Raw genomic sequence first — 17,436 nt, 5'->3', positions numbered from 1 at the left:
CTCAGGCCGCGGCAGCCTCGCTGTCGCGCAGCAGCTCGGCGAACACCCCCGGCTCGAGCGGACGCGCGAGCAGGTAGCCCTGGACTTCGTCGCAGCCCATGCCGGCGAGGATATCGAGCTGCGAGGTGGACTCGACACCTTCGGCCACCACGCGCATGCGCAGCTCATGGGCAAGCGCCACCATCGAGCCGACGATGGCGCGCCCCTGCGCGTCGGCGTCGAGCCCGCCGATCAGGGTGCGGTCGATCTTCAGCGTGCCCACGCGCAGCCGCTTCAGGTAGCCCAGGCTGGAATAGCCGCTGCCGAAATCGTCCAGCGCCACGTGGATGCCGAGCGACTGCAGCTCGGCCAGCGTTTCGAGCGACTTGCCGATGTCCTTCATCGCGGCCGTCTCGGTGATCTCCAGCGTGACGGCTGACGGCGGGATGTCGTGCTGGTGGATCTGCTCCATCAGGTACTGCGGGAAATTGCGGCTGGCGAAGCGCAGCCCCGACACGTTGATGGCCACCGGCACGGTCGGCAGCCCCAGGTCGCGCCATTGCCGGACCTGCCTGCAGACGGCGGCGATCACCCAGTCGTCGAGCTTGTCGATCTGCCCCGACTGCTCGGCCACCATGATGAACTCGGCCGGATTGACGGCGCCCAGCAGGGCGTGCCGCCAGCGGCACAGCGCCTCGGCACCGACCACGCGGCGCTGCCGCACGTCGAACTTCGGCTGGTATTCCAGCGACAAGGCGTCGTCCTCGATGGCCGGCCACAGGTCGCGCCGGATCACGCGCACGCGGCGCGCGCGCTCGCCTGCCGCGGAGTTGAACTGGCGCACCTGGTTGGAACCGCTCTCGCGCGCCTCGGCCAGGCTGACGCGGGCGGCCTGCATCAGCGTCTCCGAGGTCTGGGCGTCGCGCGGGTAGATCGCGATGCCGATGTTGACGCCGATCTGCATCTGCAGCCCGCGCGCCGCGACAAACTCGCCGAGGGAGCCCAGCAGGCGCGATCCGAGCTCCTGTGCGCGCCCGTAGCTGACCAGCTCCGGCACGCCGACGGCGAACTCGTCGCGCGCCAGGCGGGCCAGGAAGTCGTGGGGCTCGAGTACGGCCTGGGCCAGGGCGCTCGTATCCTGGGCCAGGATATCGTCGGCGCGCACTTCGAACACCTCGTCGACCTCGCGGAAATCGGCAATATGGACCAGCAGCACGGCGCACCCGGTGTCGGCGAAGCGGGCATGGGCGATGGCCTGTTCCAGCCAGCGCGCAAAGGCGGCGCGGTCTGGAAGCTCCTCGGCGGCGTTGTATTCGCCGACATGGCCCTCGCCCTGCGCGCTCGGGCGCACCGTCAGGCTGCCTGGCGAACGGCCGTGGGCGCGGCGCGCCAGCCCCCTGGCATCGCCGGATGGCGCCACGGCGGCTGCGTCAGCCGCGCCACCGGGAGCCGGCGGCACGGCGGCCAGGTGGGCGCGCCCGCGCAGCGCCAACCAGGCCACGCTGGCCAGCATGAGCACGCCGACGGCGAGCCAGACCGGCGACAGCGGCGTGAAGGCGTCCAGGCAGGCACGCGGCATCGCACCCGGCCGGCCGCACGCGCGGCCCAATTCGATACCCGCGGTGGCCATCAGGCCGGTGGCCAGCGCGGCGGCCACCACGGCGGTGCCGCGCCAGTGCAAGGGCGCGCGCCGCAGCAACTGGACCATGGCGGCCGCCGCGGCACCCACGCCGAACGCCGCAGCGGCGGCCTGCTGCCCCTCGCCGAGGTGCAGCAGGCTGCCGGAAGCCAGCACGACCCAGGAGGGCATGCCGACCGAGGCGCAGGCACTCAGCAGGAACATCCACTGTGTGTAGCGGACCCCCCACTTGCCCGGCATGCGTTTCCCGCCAGCCGCGCCCAGCCCCAGCCCGAGCCCGAGGGCCAGGCAGAGCGGTATGACGAGTAACAGGAGGCTGTCAATCATTGCAGGCATACGACTGCCGACGGCAGCCGCGCGTTGAAGGTGAGCACGATCGCGAAGAAGCAGGCGGTGCGGAAAAAGCTCGCATCATGTCATTTCGGCTACGCCGTGTGAACCCGGCGTCCGCTGCAAGGTGCTCAGAAAGCCGTCCAGTCGTTGCCGGAACTGCCGCCGCCGGCCACGGTGGACGCCCTGGTGCGCGCCGCCCTGGATACCGTGCCAGTCCCCTCACGCCGCCGGCATTCTCCCGGAAGCACCACCGAGGCCAGGACACCGGCAGCGTTCGCCAGCCGCCGGCCGGGGCCCCGCGCCGGGCCGCGCAGCGCCGCCATGCCAGGCCGCGGGCATGGCAGGGCCGGGCATGCCGTGCGCGACTGAGCCTGGATCTCAATGTTTTTAAGAAAGGACATGATGCACCTCGGACAAGACGGACCCCGGGGGACACGCCAATGCCCCATGTTGTCGGACCGACACATCGACGATCCACTCGCAGGATATCGGCTGGGCAGAATCTTTCTTGAGGCGAGCCAGCCGCGCGGGGCATTGCGCCAGCCGCCAACGTCAGACTTATCGGCTTTGTTATGCGGGAATCACTATTCTTCCACCCAAACCCCTATGAACGCGGCCGCGGTCGAATAGCCGGCGTTATCGGCCTGCCGCGGATCGCCCCATCTCAAATGCACATTGCGTGCGCTGGCGGCGCGGAAAAAACCGCGATTCCTGCAGACTCGCGGGCGGTGCAAAAGTTCATTTGCCCACGGCCAGCACCAATTTTTTTGTGTATCGATCCTCAAACGGGTTAAAGGCATTTGCAGGGCCCGTCCGGCTCGTTATAATTCATGCGAATCTTCACGCTCCCACCCCTAAAATCGAGGCAAGCAATGGCGACATATCAGGAAATCGTTCAGCAGATCAACGCACTGCAGAAGCAAGCAGAGGAAATCAAGGCGCGCGAACAGGCTGCTGTGATCGCTGATATTCGCCAGAAAATCGAGCAATATGGCCTGACCGCCGACGACCTCGGTTTTGGCGCCAAGCCGGTCGCCGGCAAGAAGGCAAGCCGCAAGGTGCCGGTGCGCTATCGCGACAATGCCGGCAACACCTGGACCGGTCGCGGCAAGCGCCCGGGCTGGCTGACCCAGGCCCTGGCCGCCGGCAAGCAGGTCGAGGACTTCCTGATCCGCTGAGTTCCAACCGGCTGGCGCCTGCGTGGCAGCTGCTGGTGCCGCGCCGCCAGCAGCGCCGCCCCGGCTCCAGGCCGGGTTGCCGCGACCATGCCCAGACCCGGCGCCGCGTTCATGCAAATGGACGCGGCGCGGCGTTTCCGTTCCGGGGGGGACGGCCCGGGCGCCTGGTCAACGCAGCCCGGCCTTTGTTCTTTGTTTTTTCTGCGCGCGATTATGCAGGGGCTTACCGCTTGCGCCCGCTGCGGGGCCCCGCAGCAGGAACCCGCTGCGGGAAAAGCCCTGCCGATGGCATTCAGGCGCCGGCAAACCCGAGCGGATTCATCGACTGCCAGCGCCACGAGTCGGCACACATCCGCTCGATATCATGGCGCGCACGCCACCCCAGCAAATCTCCCGCCAATGACGGATCGGCATAGCAGGCCGCAATATCGCCCGGCCGACGCGCGACGATCTCGTAAGGAACGGTCCGCCCGCTGGCTGCCTCGTAGGCCTTGACCACCTCCAGTACGCTGTAGCCGCGTCCGGTCCCCAGATTGACGGTCAGGCCAGCACCCGCGCGGCGCAGATATTCCAGGGCGGCAAGATGGCCGTCCGCCAGGTCGCAAACGTGTATATAGTCGCGCACGCCCGTGCCGTCGACCGTCGGATAATCACCGCCGAAAACCATCAGTTTCTCGCGGCGCCCGCCTGCCACCTGCGCGACATAGGGCATCAGATTGTTGGGAATTCCACCCGGATCTTCCCCGATCTGCCCGCTTTCATGCGCACCGACCGGATTGAAATAGCGCAGGTAGGCGATGCGCCAGGCAGGATCGGAGCGCTCCAGGTCGCGCAGGATCTGTTCGCCCATCAGTTTGGTCTGGCCATAGGGGTTGGTGGCCGACAGCGGAAAATCCTCCAGGATCGGCACCGCATGGGGATTGCCATAGACCGTCGCCGAGGAACTGAACACCAGTTGCTTGACGCCGGCCTCGCCCATGACCGAACACAGCGTCACGAGGCCCTCGAGATTGTTGCCGTAGTAGGCCAGCGGCTGGGCCACCGATTCGCCCACCGCCTTCAGCGCGGCGAAGTGGATCGCCCCGCTGATCTCGTTCTCTGCGAATAGTTGGCGCAATAGTGAGTCGTCACGCACATCGCCCTCGACGAAGCGGGGTGCCTGTCCGGTGATGGCGGCGATACGGTCCACCACGACCCGGCTGCTGTTGCACAGATTGTCCAGGCCGATCACCTGATAGCCGGCCTCCAGCAGCGCGACCCAGGTGTGCGAGCCGATGTATCCGGTCGCGCCGGTCAACAACAAGGTTTCAGACATGAAGTTTCGATTCCTGATGAGATGTTCGTCGGATTTTGTGACGGGCGCCGGCATTCAGGCCGATGCCGCGGGTGCATCGTGGTCGGTCATCTGCCCGCTGCGCGCCATCCACGCTTCATACGCGGCGCGCAGGCGCCAGCCCGACTCCAGGTCGCGCATGCCGAGATACTGCGCCACCGCCGCCGGTCCGGCGCCGGCATCGAAATGCAGGGCGCCATAGGTGTTGCGCAAGGTCTGGGGCGAGGCGCGTTCGCTGCGCCCGTCCAGCACCCCGGCCTGCCCGAGCAGGCGCTCGATGCGGCGATACACGGACGCCGCATGCATGGCCCGTCCATCGGGCGTGGCGGGGAAGACCAGCGAACCCAGCGCGCCGCCGCTGGCGCGCACCGCCAGCCAGGCTGCCAAGGCGGGCCGCGCGAAGGCCAACAGGGGGGCCTCATAGGCACGCCCATTGTCCGGCCTCACCATGCGCACCGCCTGCAGCCCGTCGGTGAACTGGTCGAGACCCAGTGCGCGCACCTGGCCGACCTTCAGGCCGGCGCCCAGCAACACCGCCAGCAAGGCCAGGTCGCGCGCGCGCTTCCACTGCGTGGGCGAGTACTCACCTTGTGCTTCGGGCCCGGCGCAGGCCGCGGCCAGTTGCGAGATCAGGCAATCCCGCTCCGCCGGCAGCAGGAAGGCCATCGGATCGTTTTCGCCATCGGCCAGGCGGGCCCGCACCGCCTGGGTGGCCGGATTGTGCAGGCCTTGCTGCAAGGCGGACAGGTGATGGAAGACCCGCTCTATCAGGCGCGCGTAGCGGTAGCGATGGTGCTTGTGCAGTTGCTGGGCATCGAGGAATTCGCCGATCTGCTGTGCAGACCAGCTCAGCGGCGCCAGCCCCCGCTCGCCGGACCAGCGCAGCAGCTTGCCCCACATCGCCCGATAGACGACGGCGGTCGCCTGGCCGAAGCCATGGCTGGCCAGCCAGCCATCGAAGGCGCGCTCCGGCTGGCTGCGCCAGGCCGCCAGGTCGGCATCGAAGAGGGCCGGCTGTGTCCGGTCGACACCAGAGTTTGTGCTCACTGACGCGCCTCTAGCTGGTAGCGGCCGAGCCTGGCCTTGCTGAAGGGTGTTCGCATGGGGGCATTGTAATCAATGCACCACAGCATGCGGCGGCGTACCCCACGAATTCGGGCGCCACCGTGGCGCGGCCGCGCCCCGGCGTTGCCACCCCCGGCTGCGCGAAGAATCGCCCCGGAATGACAATAAAGTTAAATCGCTGCAACAGAATTAAAAAACGCTAAATGGCATTTTCTCCAGCCCCGTAATACATTCGAGACATTGCCACCCGCATGCACGATGCCGACTTCCGGCCAAGGTGTCCATGCATGCCTTTCGTCAGGAGTTCCACGATGACCGGACATCAGCCACAGGTCCATGACCCCGCCGCCCCGGCTTCGGGCGGCGGCTCGGTGCCGGCTGCCCGGTCTCGGGAGCCGGCACCGGTCTATTACCGCCTGCCCGATACGCCGGACGGCCACCATATCAAGGAATACCCGAGCGGCCTGCGCATCCTCGTGCGCTTCGTCGGCGTAGAGGAGCAGGTCGTCAAATACACCATCTGAGCGCATGTCCCGGCCGCCGCCGCCGGGCCGCCATCGCGTCTCCTCCTGCCCATTGGGCCAGGATTCCGCCCGCGCCATGCGCGGGTTTTTTCTGCCGTTCCTGTCCCGGTCCCTTGGCATTGCCGCAGGATAAAAGAAAAAGCCGGCGCTGCGCGCCGGCTTTTTCCGTGCCCGTCCAAGGCTCGTGGCATCAGCCCACGGTGGCGCCGGAGGACTTGACCACCTTGGACCACTTGGCGGTCTCGGACTTCATGAAGTTCGCCAGGTCGGCCGGCTTCTCCGGATGCGCTTCCGCGCCCTGTTCGGCGAGTTGCTTCTGCACTTCCGGCTTCTGCAGGATCTTGACCACTTCGGCGTTCAGGCGGTCGACGATCGGCTGCGGCGTGCCGCCGGTCGCGTACAGCGCGAACCATGAGGTCGCCTCGTAGCCCGGCACGCCGGCCTCGGCCACGGTCGGCACATTGGGCAGTGCCGGCGAGCGCTTGGCCGAGGTCACGGCGAGCGCGCGCAGCTGGCCTGCCTTGATGTGCGGATAGGACGAAGGCAGGTTATCGAACATCAGGCCGATCTGGTTGCCCAGCAGGTCGTTCACCGCGGGGGCGCTGCCCTTGTACGGAATGTGCTGGATGTGCAGGCCGGTCATCGAGTTGAACAGTTCGCCCGACAGATGCATCGACGAACCGCTGCCCGAGGAGCCGAAGGACAGCTTGTCCGGGTTCGCCTTGACGTAGGCGATCAGTTCCTTGACGTTCTGCACCGGCACCTTGGGATTGACCACCACCACATTGGGCACCATGGCCACGCGGGTGATCGGCGCGAAGTCCTTGACCGGGTCGTACGGCAGCTTGGCGTACAGCGACTGGTTGATCGCGTGGGTGCCGATGGTGCCCATGAACAGGGTATAGCCATCGCCCGGCGCCTTGGCAGCCAGCGCCGCGCCGATATTGCCGCCGGCGCCCGGCCGGTTGTCGATCACCACCGGCTGGCCGAGCACCTTGCTCAGTTGCAGGCCGACGATGCGGGCCAGGATGTCGGTGGTGCCGCCCGCCGAGAACGGCACGATCATGGTGATCGGCTTGGTCGGATAGCCGCCCTGCGCGAAGGCCGAGCCGGCCACGCCGGCGAATCCGGCAAAGCCGGCCGCGAGCGCCACGCCGGCAGCCAGCAGGCGGCGGCGCGCCGACGAAGTGTGAGAGGCGAAACTCATGAAAATGCTCCTGAAATATCGTTATACCGGCCCGCCCTCTCATGAAAGGCTGGCCTTCGTGGCGGCGTGGCGGTCTTCTTCAGACGGGCGCCACGCCCAGCGTGGTTCCGCCGCAGACATAGAGAACCTGTCCGGTGACGAAGCCGTTTTCTGGCGACAGGAAGAACATGGCGGCGCGCGCCACGTCTTCCGGCGTTCCCATGCGCTTGACCGCGATGCTGGCAAGAATGCGCCGGGTGCGCTCGCTGCCCTCCGGGTTGCTGCGGCGGAACAGCTCGGTGGCGATCGGGCCCGGCGCCACGGAGTTGACGGTGATGCCGTCGCCGCCGAGTTCCATGGCCAGGGTGCGCGCCATGCCGATCATGCCGGCCTTGGTGGCCGAGTAGACCACGCGCTCGGTCTTACCCAGCGCCGCGCGCGAGGCCATCTGCACGATGCGGCCGAAACCTGCCGCGCGCATGGCCGGCAGGCAGGCCTGGATCAGCAGCATGCTGGCCTGCAGGTGCAAGCCCACCACGTAGTCGAGGTCGTCCAGCGTGGCGCTGTCGATGGTGCCGGGGCGGGTCGCGCCCGCGTTGTTGACCAGGCGGGTCACGGCAAAGCGCTGCGTGACCTGCTCGCCGACCGCGCGCGTGGCCGCGGCGTCGGTCAGGTCCGCCTGGAAGAAGGTCATGTTCGGGTGCGACCAGCCGGGCTCGGCATAGTCGACATTGACCACTTGCGTCACGCCGTCGGCGAGCAGCATCTCGCAGATGGCGCGGCCGATTCCGGAACTGCCGCCGGTGACCAGCGTGGCAACGGGAAGGGACATCATGGACTCCACACCGGCGTGCGTGCCGGGCAATGCTGAAAAACGCGACCGGCCCGGCCGCATGGCTTCACGCTCCGCAGGAGGCGAAGGCGACCGGAAGGAACGCCGGCGGCCGGCGGGCGGCCGGCCGTGCTCCGATCAGGTCCTCACTGGCTAACGGCAGCCTGCAATGTGATCTGTAGACTGCCCGGACGCCGGCTGCGCGCCCGGGGCAGCCGCAGCACGCCTCAGACGCGCTCGATCACCATGGCGATGCCCTGGCCCACGCCGATGCACATGGTGCACAGCGCGAAGCGGCCACCGGTGCGGTGCAGCTGGTACATGGCGGTGGTCACCAGGCGCGCGCCGCTCATGCCGAGCGGGTGGCCCAGCGCGATCGCGCCGCCGTTGGGGTTGACGCGGGGATCGTCATCGCGCACGCCGAGTTCGCGCAGCACGGCCAGGCCCTGCGCGGCGAACGCTTCGTTCAGCTCGATCACGTCGATCTGGTCCAGCGTCATGCCGAGCTGCTTCATCAGCTTCTGCGTGGCCGGCGCCGGGCCGATGCCCATCACGCGCGGCGCCACGCCGGCGGTGGCCATGCCGACGATGCGTGCCTTCGGCGTCAGGCCATGCTGCCTGGCGGCGGCTTCGCTGGCCAGCAGCAGCGCGCAGGCGCCGTCGTTGACGCCGGAGGCATTGCCGGCGGTCACGGTGCCGTCCGCGCGCACCACGCCCTTGAGCCTGGCCAGCGCTTCCATGCTGGTGGCGCGCGGATGCTCGTCGCGCTCGACCACGATCGGATCGCCCTTCTTCTGCGCGATCGTCACGGCGGTGATTTCCTGGGCCAGCGTGCCGTCGGCCTGCGCGCGCGAGGCCTTTTCCTGGCTGCGCAGCGCCATCAGGTCCTGGTCTTCACGGCTGATCTTGTAGTCGGTGGCGACGTTCTCGGCGGTCTCGGGCATCGAGTCCACGCCGTAGGCCGCGCGCATGGCCGGGTTGACGAAGCGCCAGCCGATGGTGGTGTCGAAGATCTGCGCATCGCGCGAGAAGGCGCTGGTGGCCTTGCCCATCACGAAGGGCGCGCGGCTCATGCTTTCCACGCCGCCGGCGATCATCAGGCCGGCCTCGCCCGCCTTGATGGCGCGCGCGGCGGTGCCGGTGGCGTCCATGCCGGAGCCGCACAGGCGGTTGATGGTGGCACCCGGCACATCCTGCGGCAGGCCGGCCAGCAGCAGCGACATGCGCGCCACGTTGCGGTTGTCCTCGCCGGCCTGGTTGGCGTTGCCGTAGATCACGTCGTCGATCGCGCGCCAGTCCAGGTTCGGGTTGCGTGCCATCAGCGCCTTCAGCGGCACCGCGCCCAGGTCATCCGCGCGCACCGCGGACAGGCTGCCGCCGTAGCGGCCGATGGGGGTGCGGATGGCGTCGCAGATAAAGGCTTCGGTCATGTCTCGTCTCTCGTTCGGTTGTCGTGTATGCCGAGGCGCCCCGCTCAGGCGGCGCCCTGCGTCAGGGGCACGCCGGTCAGGCGCTGCAGTTCTTCGAAGGACAGCCCTTCGACCAGGTCGCGCGCGACCAGTCCGTCCGGCGTCACGTCAATGGTAGCGAGGTCCGTGTAGATACGGGTGACGCAGCCGATGCCGGTCAGCGGATAGGTGCACTGCGGCACGATCTTGCTTTCGCCCTTCTTGGTCTGGTGCTCCATCATGACGAAGACCTGCTTGGCGCCGATCGCCAGGTCCATGGCGCCGCCCACGGCCGGAATCGCGCCCGGGGCGCCGGTATGCCAGTTGGCCAGGTCGCCCTTCTCGGACACCTGGAAGGCGCCCAGCACGCAGAAGTCGAGGTGGCCGCCGCGCATCATCGCGAAAGAATCCGCGTGGTGGAAATACGAGCCGCCCGGCTTGACCGTGACCGGCTGCTTGCCGGCATTGATCAGGTCGCCGTCGATCTGGTCCTCGGCCGGTGCCGGGCCCATGCCGAGCAGGCCGTTTTCGCTGTGCAGCAGGATCTCGCGGTCGGCCGGCAGGTGGTTGCCGACCAGGGTGGGCAGGCCGATGCCGAGGTTGACCACGGCACCGTCGGGAATGTCCTTGGCCACGCGTGCGGCCATCTGATCGCGGGTGAGGCGTTGCATATCGGTTCTCCTTTCGCTCTCAGACTGGTCAGGAAATGCGGGTCGGACCGCAGTCCACCTTGACGACGCGCTTGACGAACAGGCCCGGCGTGACGATGTGCTCGGGATCCAGCTCGCCGAGTTCCACCACCCTGTTGACCTGCGCGATGGCGCACTTGGCGGCCATGGCCATGACCGGGCCGAAGTTGCGCGCGGTCTTGCGGTAGACCAGGTTGCCCCAGCGGTCGGCGGCATCGGCCTTGATCAGCGCGAAGTCGGCGTGGATGGGCTTCTCGAACACATAGCCCTGGCCGTCGATGATGCGGGTTTCCTTGCCCTCGGCCAGCGGCGTGCCGTAGGCGGTCCGGGTGAAGAAGCCGCCGATGCCGGCGCCGGCGGCGCGGATGCGCTCGGCGAGGTTGCCCTGGGGCACCAGCTCGAGCTCGATCTCGCCCGCGTGGAAGAGCGCGTCGAAGACGTAGGAATCGGACTGGCGCGGGAAGGAGCAGATGATCTTGCGCACGCGCTTGGCTTTCAGCAGCGCGGCCAGGCCGGTGTCGCCGTTGCCGGCGTTGTTGTTGACGATGGTCAGGTCGCGCGCACCCTGCGCGATCAGCGCGTCGATCAGCTCGGCGGGCATGCCGGCCAGGCCGAAACCGCCGATCAGGATGGTGGCGCCGTCGTGGATGCCGGCGACCGCCGCCTCCACCGAGTCATATATCTTGTTGATCACTTGCGTTCCTGTTTGGAAAACTCCGGACGTCCAGCCGGAACCCGCCGCAGTGCAGCGCGCAAAGAAGTCTCCGGATGTCGTGCCGGGCGATTCGTCTCACCGATGCCGCCCGAGCGGGCGTGGCGGCTGCCCTGCCAGCCAGTCTTTCCGACTTTGTTCTAATTGCGAACTTGAATTCGCTAAATGAACATGTTACGCCCGCCCGCACCAAGGGTCAAGCGCAGCAGGCGGCACCGGACAGGCCGCCCGCCCGCCCGAGCGGACACCGCAGTGTGCCCGCCCGGGCCCGCTCGTGTCCGCTCTCCCGCGCGGCCTGCCGGCCGGGCGATGGCTCAAGGCAGTTGCAGAACCGCGCGGCTGCCCTGGGCTCCCGGCCGGATCTCCAGCCGCACATCGACGCGCTCGCGCAATTCGCTGACGTGCGACACCACGCCGACCAGCCGCCCCGCCTGCTGCAGGTCCAGCAGCGTGCGGATGGCGAAGTCGAGGCTCTCCGGATCGAGCGTGCCGAAACCCTCATCCACGAATAGCGTATCGAGCTGGATTCCGCCAGCGCGCGACTGCACTACGTCGGCCAGGCCCAGCGCCAGCGACAGCGAGGCCAGGAAGCCTTCCCCGCCGGACAGCGTGCTGGCCGGCCGCGGCAGGCCGGTATCGTGGTCGAAGACTTCGAGGTCCAGGCCGCCGGCCGCGCGCTTGTCGCCCTGTTCGCGCACGCGCTGCAGCTCGTAGCGGCCGCGGCTCATGCGCACCAGCCGCAGCGAAGCCGCTTCCAGCACTTCGTCCAGCAGCGTCGCCAGCACGAAGCGCTGGAAGCTCATGCGGCGCGGGTTGTTGCCGGCGGCAACCTCGGACAGGCGGCCGAGAACGGCAAAGCGCGCCTCGATGCCACCCGCCTCGGCCGTCAACTCGTGCAAGCGTTGCCGGCAAGCCTGCAGTCCCTGCTGCGCGCGCGCCAGCGCGGCCTGCTCGGCGACCAGGGCTTCGAGTTCGCGCTGCGTGCGCGCCTGCGCCTCCCGCAGCGCGGCCAGGTCGGGCGGCTGCAGCGCCGCCGCCACGGTGGCGGCGCGCGCCTGCCGGTCGGCGGCGGCGGCCAGCGCCAGGTCGAACTCGCGCAGCGCCGCCTCCAGTCTTTCCAGGGCGGCCGCCTCCATGCCCGCCGCCTCCAGGGCCGGCGCGTCGGCGAAGCCGGCCCGCGCCAGGGCCTGCGCGAAAGCCTCGCGCGCCTGTGCCACCTGGGCCGCCTGGCGCGCCGCCTCCGCTTGGGCCGCGCCGTGCGCGGCGCCCGCCGCCGCCAGGGCGCTGGTGGCCTCGCGCTCGGCGGCCTGCGCGGCCTGCAGCGCGGCCTCGGCCGCGGCAAGTCCGGCCCGCGCCGCCTGCAGGGCCTGTTCCACGGCCTCCGGCTCGCGCAATGCTTCCGGCACGTGCTCGCTGGCGGCACGCCATTCGCCCTGCCGCTGCGCCAGTTGATCGGCTGACTGGCGCAGCGCCGTGTCCGCCGCCGCCAGGCGCTCCTGCGCCGCGGCGAGCGCGGCGCGCTGCGTGGCGGCCTGCCCCTCCAGCGTGCCGGCCTGCGCGGCCGCGGCACGCGCACCGGCCAGCCCTTGCTCCAGCGCCTCGACCTGCTGCGCCAGCCGCGCGGCCGCTTCGGCGCCGGCGTCACCCGCCGCGCCCACCGCACGCTCCAGCTCGGCCAGGCGCGCCTGGGCCGCCAGCAACTCGGCCTGGGCTGCCTGCGCGGCACTGGCGGCTGCGCCGGCCTCGCCTTCCGCCTGCTCCACCCGCGCGCGTGCGGCCTCGAGCGCCGCATCCTCGATCCCGGCCTCCAGCGGCAGGGACGGTGATGGATGCTCCAGGCTGCCGCACACCGGGCAGGGATCGCCGGCGCGCAGTGACGCGGCCAGGCGCCCGGCCTGCCCGGCCAGCCACGCCGCCTCCATGGCACGCAGCGCGCTGCGTGCCTCGCGCAGCGCCGCCGCGCCGCTGCGCTCGCGCCCGGCCTGTGCGTGCTGGTGGGCCAGCGCCCGTTGGCAGGCTCGGCCGGCTTCGCCGTGCTGCGCCAGCACGGCAGTGCGCTGGCGGGCGGCCTCGAGCTTGAGCGCGGCAGCCTCGGCGCCGGCCGCGGTCGCCCGCGCCGTCTCCAGCGCCGTCTCGATCTGCCGCAACCGCGCCTCCTGCTGCTCGCGCTGGGCCTGCGCCTGTTCATGCGCCGTGGCGGCCCGCGCCTGCGCCGCCTGCGCGGCGGCCAGCGCATCGCGCACCTGGCCCAGGCGGCGCGCATGCGTCAGCGCACCCTCCAGCTGGACCACCTGCTGCTGCGCCTGCTGGCGCAGCGGATCGCGCTCCCGCTGCGCCGCCAGCGCCGCTGCCGCCGCGCGCGCCGCCTCCTGCCGCCGTGCCAGCACCAGCGCGGCGGCCTCGACCGCCTGCGCCGCGCGCTCGCCCTGTACCACGGCGTCGCGCTGGCGCTGCAGCCAGGGCAACGCCGCCCGGGCCTGGTGCGCGGCGCGCACGCGCCCCCGCTGCGCGTCGACCTCGGCGCTGCGCGCCTGCAGGGCGGCGTGGGCGGCATGGGCCTGGGCCGCCTCGGCCAGCTGCGCGGCCGCCTGCTCGCCTTGCTGCAGGCCAAGCGTCGCCAGCGACAGCGCGGTGCGTGCCGCGCCCTCGCGCTCGTGCAGGGCGGTACCCTGCACGAGCGCCTCGGCCAGCCGCGCATCGAGCGCCTCGGTGCTTTCCAGCCCATGCTGCTGCAGCAGTTCCGCGCGCCGGATCTCGATGCGCTCGGCATCGCGGCGCAGTTCGCCTGCCTGGGTCTTGAGCAGGTCCTCCACGCGCCGGTAGAGCTCCGTATGGAACAGGCGCTCGAGGATGGCCTGGCGCGACTTCGAATCCGCCGTCAGCAGTTCGCGGAAGCGGCCCTGCGGCAGCACGATGACCTGGCGGAACTGCGTGCTGTCGAAGCCCAGCAGGCCTCGCACGAACTCGTCGACACGGCCCGGCTGGCTGGCCTTGCTGACCCACTCGCCGCCCTCCAGGGCATCGAGCTGGGCGCGCGCCGCCTCCTTGACCGTGCCCTCGCCGCGCAGCTTGGGCCGCTCTTGCGCCGGCGAGCGCACGATGCGGTAGCGCTGCGCCCCCAGGGCGAATTCCAGCTCGACTTCGCTGCGCAGCCCCGCCGCGGCATTGGCGCTGCGCATGTCCTGGGCACTGCGCTCGCCGCCGGAGGTGTCGCCGTACAGCGCGAAGCAGATCGCGTCGAGCACCGTGGTCTTGCCCGCGCCGGTCGGACCGTGGATCAGGAAGAAGGCATGCTCTCCCAACTGCGTGAAATCGATCACCTCGCGCGCGGCGAAGGGGCCGAAGGCCTGCATGGCCAGCCACAGCGGCTTCATGCGCTACCCTCCGCGCCCCGGACATCGCGGTCCAGGCCGCCAAGGGCCTGCTGCAGCGCCGCGCGCTGCGGCTCGTCCAGTTCGCCGTCGGTCACCTCGCGGAAGAAATCGGCAAACAGGGTGGCCGTGTCCAGCTCGCGCAGCCGCCTGCCCGCGGCACCGGCCGTACCGCTGCGCGCCAGCACCGCGCGTTCCAGCGCCAGCGTGTTCGGGTAGCCCTGGCGCAGGCGCGCCATGGGGTCGAGCAGGGCGCCGGTATCGGTCAGCACGGCATGGATGTAGTCGTCCCGCCCCGGATCGGCCGCCGCCCCGGCCACCAGCTCGGCCAGCGTGCCCTGCAGCACGCGCAGGTCGCGCCGCGGCCGCAGCGCGATCGGTTCGATGCGCACGCCGCCGCGCGCATCCAGTTCGATCAGCGATACCGACTTGGCGTGTCCGGCCTCCGACACCGAGTACTTCAGCAGCGAGCCGGCATAGTGGATGCGCTCGCCGAGGGTCTGCGGCCGATGCAGGTGGCCGAGCGCCACCAGGTCGAAACCGTCGAACACGCTGGCCGCAACCGCGCCGCTGCCACCGACCGACAACGGCCGCTCCGACTCGCTGGCGCTGCCGCCGACCACGAAGGCATGGCCCACCACCACCGAGCGCACGCCCGCCGGATGGACGGCACGGATCGCATCGAGCTGGGTAGCCAACGCCGCTTCGTGTCCGGCCGGCTCCACGCCGTAGGCATCGCGCACCAGCGCGGGCTCGGCATAGGGCAGCGCATAGAGCCGCACCTCGCCGTCGGCATCGCGCAGGCGCACACAGAGCGGGTCCTTGCTGACCAGCCCCGCCACGTGCAGGCCCTGGTCCTGCATCAGGCGGGCGCCGAAGGCGAGCCGCTGCGCATTGTCGTGGTTGCCGGCGATCATCACCACCGGCACGCGCAGGCCGGCGACGATGCGGGCCAGCACGTCGTCGAGCAGGGCCACGGCTTCCGGCGGCGGCACCGCCCGGTCATAGACATCGCCGGCCAGCAGCACGGCATCGGGACGCTGCTCGCGCACCAGGTCGACGAACTGGTCGAGCACGTAGGCCTGGTCGTCGACCAGGCTGCGCGCGTGGAAGAGCCGGCCGAGATGCCAGTCGGCCGTGTGGAGGAAACGCAAAGTGACTCCCTGAAGCGGATGGATGCGGCGCGGCGGCGGAAACGCCGCGCCAATGCCGCATCATAGCCTCGCGCGCGCGGCCGGGCCGTGTTCAGCCTCGGTTCAGGCCCGGCCGGACATCATGCATGGCATCGGCGCCCCTCACGGGCGCCGTCCCGAAGCCACCGCCCACCTCCTGGAGAATGCCAGCATGCAACGCCGCCTGTCCGCCGCCTGCCTCGCCCTCGCCACTTTCGCGGCCATCGCCGCCGCCCCCGCCCGCGCCGACTACGTCGGCCCGTCGGTCATCCCTGCCAGCACGGTCAAGGCCCTGGCCGACACCGGCCGCGACGACCAGGCCGCGCGCCTGCGCGGCCGTCTGGTCGGCAGCCTGAGCGGCAACACCTACCGCTTCCGCGACGCCAGCGGCGAGATGGTGGTCAAGATCAAGCCGGCGCTGTGGCCGGCCGGCGTCAACATCGGCGAGACCACCGAAGTCGAGCTCGTGGGCGTCTACGACAAGGAGCTGCTGCGCGAGGGCCGCTTCAAGGTCAAGCAGCTGCGCCCGCTCTGAACGCCATGCCCGCCACGCCGGCGGGCAAGGCTTACGCCGGCTCGGCCTCGTTGTCGGCGATCTGGAACTTGCGCATCTTCTCCCACAGCACCTTGCGGCTGATGCCGAGGCAGGCCGCCGTGTCCTGGCGGCGCCAGCCATTGGCGTCAAGCGCGGCGATGATACGGCGCCGCTCCTCGGCATCGCCGCGCCAGTCGGCGGCGCGCTCGTTGCCCTCGAAGGCACCCGGGCGCAGCGAGCGGAACAGCGGCCGGATGCGGCCCTCGTCCCAGGCGCGGCATTGCCGCAGCACGATGCCGACGCGCTCGGCCAGGTTGCGCAGCTCGCGCACATTGCCGTTGAAGTAGGCCGTGCCCACCGCCCCGCGCAGCCAGTCCGGCGCCGGCGGCAGCGCGTCATGCTCGGCACGCCCCATCATCTGGCGCAGGAAGGACTGCAGCAGCAGCACCTTGTCGCCGGGCCCCCGTTCTTCGAGGCTGGGCACGCGCAGCTCGATCACCGACAGGCGGAAATAGAGATCGGCGCGGAAGCGCCCCTGGCCCACCGCCTCGCGCAGGTCCTTGTTGGTCGCCGCCACCAGGCGGAAGTCCAGCCGCACCGGCAGCGTCGAGCCCAGCCGCGTCACTGCCTTTTCCTCCAGCACGCGCAGCAGCTTGACCTGCTGGAACATCGGCAGGTCGCCGATCTCGTCGAGGAACAGCGTGCCGCCGTTGGCCTGCTCGAAATAGCCCTGGTGCGCATACATGGCGCCGGTGAAGGCGCCCTTGGCATGGCCGAAGAACTGCGACTCGAACAGGCCGTCGGGAATGGCGCCGCAGTTGACCGCCACGAACGGCCCCTTGCCATAGCTGCGGTTGCGCTCGTGGAACAGGCGCGCGATGCGCTCCTTGCCGGCCCCGGTCTCGCCGTACAGCATCACATTGCTGGGGAAGTCGGCGAAGGTATCGACCTGCTCGAGCAGCTGGCGCATCGCCGGCGACTCGGCCACCAGGTCGGCCACCTCGGTCTCCGGCTCGCTCGCCGCCAGCAGTTGCGGCAGCAGCTTGCCGATCTGGCCGCGCAGGTCCGCGCCGGAGAAGTCGGCCGACAGGATGTGCGCATACTCGGGCGGGAAGCGCCCCGGGTCGCCCTCACGCCCGGGCGCGGCCACCCACACCACCGGCATGCCATGCGCTGCCTCCCAGTCCAGCGCGGTGAACTTGGCATTGCCGATCACCGACACGCTGATCACCGCGATGGCAGGCTTCAGCCGCGGCTCGGCCGGCGGCGCCTCCAGCGCCCCCGCGCGGATCACCTCCACGCCCAGCGGCGCCAGGAAGCGCGTGATGCGATCGGCGATCTCCTGCTTGCCTTCCCATACGTAGACTTCGAGATTCTCGTAGGCCCAGCGATCTGTTTTCATAAGCGACCCGCCATCCATGCTGTCGTTAGGCGCAACGT

14 protein-coding genes are annotated in these 17,436 nt (G+C 70.0%); 3 read left to right on the top strand and 11 right to left on the bottom strand.

Annotated features, from left to right (window positions below; all coding sequences use genetic code 11):
• Position 1 precedes the first annotated feature (1 nt).
• The gene (locus BKK80_RS21130) at positions 2 to 1,945 is read right to left on the bottom strand and encodes a putative bifunctional diguanylate cyclase/phosphodiesterase (protein WP_418235911.1); all 1,944 of its coding nucleotides are present in this window, start codon (positions 1,943 to 1,945) and stop codon (positions 2 to 4) included.
• Between the two features lie 878 nt (positions 1,946 to 2,823).
• On the opposite strand from BKK80_RS21130, the gene BKK80_RS21125 reads away from it, so the two are divergent.
• Positions 2,824 to 3,129 carry an H-NS histone family protein gene (locus tag BKK80_RS21125; RefSeq protein ID WP_071017325.1) on the top strand — a complete coding sequence of 102 codons (306 nt, stop codon included), beginning with the start codon at positions 2,824 to 2,826 and terminating at the stop codon, positions 3,127 to 3,129.
• Between the two features lie 292 nt (positions 3,130 to 3,421).
• On the opposite strand, the gene galE is transcribed toward BKK80_RS21125, so the two are convergent.
• Together galE and BKK80_RS21115 are read right to left on the bottom strand one after the other, a co-directional pair.
• Positions 3,422 to 4,444 carry a UDP-glucose 4-epimerase GalE gene (galE, locus tag BKK80_RS21120; RefSeq protein WP_071017326.1) on the bottom strand — a complete coding sequence of 341 codons (1,023 nt, stop codon included), beginning with the start codon at positions 4,442 to 4,444 and terminating at the stop codon, positions 3,422 to 3,424.
• Positions 4,445 to 4,498: 54 nt separating this feature from the next.
• Positions 4,499 to 5,509, bottom strand: coding sequence for a tyrosine-type recombinase/integrase (locus tag BKK80_RS21115; protein WP_071017328.1), 1,011 nt, complete (start codon positions 5,507 to 5,509; stop codon positions 4,499 to 4,501).
• Positions 5,510 to 5,838: 329 nt separating this feature from the next.
• Between BKK80_RS21115 and BKK80_RS21110 the strand changes: the two genes are divergently transcribed.
• Complete coding sequence (locus BKK80_RS21110) at positions 5,839 to 6,051, top strand: hypothetical protein (RefSeq protein WP_071017330.1); 213 nt, start codon at positions 5,839 to 5,841, stop codon at positions 6,049 to 6,051.
• 190 nt (positions 6,052 to 6,241) lie between these two features.
• Here BKK80_RS21110 and BKK80_RS21105 read toward each other — a convergent pair whose 3' ends face one another.
• The 7 genes from BKK80_RS21105 to BKK80_RS21075 form a co-directional block, all read right to left on the bottom strand.
• A complete protein-coding gene (locus tag BKK80_RS21105) occupies positions 6,242 to 7,258 on the bottom strand; it encodes a Bug family tripartite tricarboxylate transporter substrate binding protein (RefSeq protein WP_071017332.1) in 1,017 nt (338 codons plus the stop codon).
• A gap of 79 nt (positions 7,259 to 7,337) precedes the next feature.
• Positions 7,338 to 8,069 (bottom strand): SDR family NAD(P)-dependent oxidoreductase, encoded by a 732-nt coding sequence (locus tag BKK80_RS21100; protein ID WP_071017334.1) that lies wholly within the window; start codon positions 8,067 to 8,069, stop codon positions 7,338 to 7,340.
• Positions 8,070 to 8,296: 227 nt separating this feature from the next.
• Entirely contained in the window at positions 8,297 to 9,499 is a 1,203-nt protein-coding gene (gene pcaF, locus BKK80_RS21095; RefSeq protein ID WP_071017336.1) for a 3-oxoadipyl-CoA thiolase, read from the bottom strand.
• Positions 9,500 to 9,543: 44 nt separating this feature from the next.
• The gene (locus BKK80_RS21090; RefSeq protein WP_071017338.1) at positions 9,544 to 10,188 is read right to left on the bottom strand and encodes a 3-oxoacid CoA-transferase subunit B; all 645 of its coding nucleotides are present in this window, start codon (positions 10,186 to 10,188) and stop codon (positions 9,544 to 9,546) included.
• A 28-nt stretch (positions 10,189 to 10,216) separates the two neighbouring features.
• Positions 10,217 to 10,900 carry a 3-oxoacid CoA-transferase subunit A gene (locus BKK80_RS21085; RefSeq protein ID WP_071017339.1) on the bottom strand — a complete coding sequence of 228 codons (684 nt, stop codon included), beginning with the start codon at positions 10,898 to 10,900 and terminating at the stop codon, positions 10,217 to 10,219.
• Between the two features lie 332 nt (positions 10,901 to 11,232).
• The gene (locus BKK80_RS21080; RefSeq protein ID WP_071071080.1) at positions 11,233 to 14,292 is read right to left on the bottom strand and encodes an AAA family ATPase; all 3,060 of its coding nucleotides are present in this window, start codon (positions 14,290 to 14,292) and stop codon (positions 11,233 to 11,235) included.
• Positions 14,289 to 15,443: an exonuclease SbcCD subunit D gene (locus BKK80_RS21075; protein ID WP_071039243.1), complete on the bottom strand. Its 1,155-nt coding sequence runs from the start codon at positions 15,441 to 15,443 to the stop codon at positions 14,289 to 14,291. The genes BKK80_RS21080 and BKK80_RS21075 overlap by 4 nt, the downstream gene beginning before the upstream one ends.
• A gap of 190 nt (positions 15,444 to 15,633) precedes the next feature.
• Between BKK80_RS21075 and BKK80_RS21070 the strand changes: the two genes are divergently transcribed.
• The gene (locus BKK80_RS21070) at positions 15,634 to 15,996 is read left to right on the top strand and encodes a YgiW/YdeI family stress tolerance OB fold protein (protein WP_071071078.1); all 363 of its coding nucleotides are present in this window, start codon (positions 15,634 to 15,636) and stop codon (positions 15,994 to 15,996) included.
• A 31-nt stretch (positions 15,997 to 16,027) separates the two neighbouring features.
• Here the strand turns inward: BKK80_RS21070 and BKK80_RS21065 are convergent, their stop codons facing one another.
• Entirely contained in the window at positions 16,028 to 17,398 is a 1,371-nt protein-coding gene (locus BKK80_RS21065; RefSeq protein ID WP_071017347.1) for a sigma 54-interacting transcriptional regulator, read from the bottom strand.
• Positions 17,399 to 17,436 lie beyond the last annotated feature (38 nt).

It is taken from the genome of Cupriavidus malaysiensis (assembly GCF_001854325.1).
Taxonomy (GTDB): Bacteria; Pseudomonadota; Gammaproteobacteria; order Burkholderiales; family Burkholderiaceae; genus Cupriavidus; species Cupriavidus malaysiensis.
Note: the sequence above shows the minus strand (reverse complement) of the source record. Positions and strands in the feature narration are given on the sequence as shown.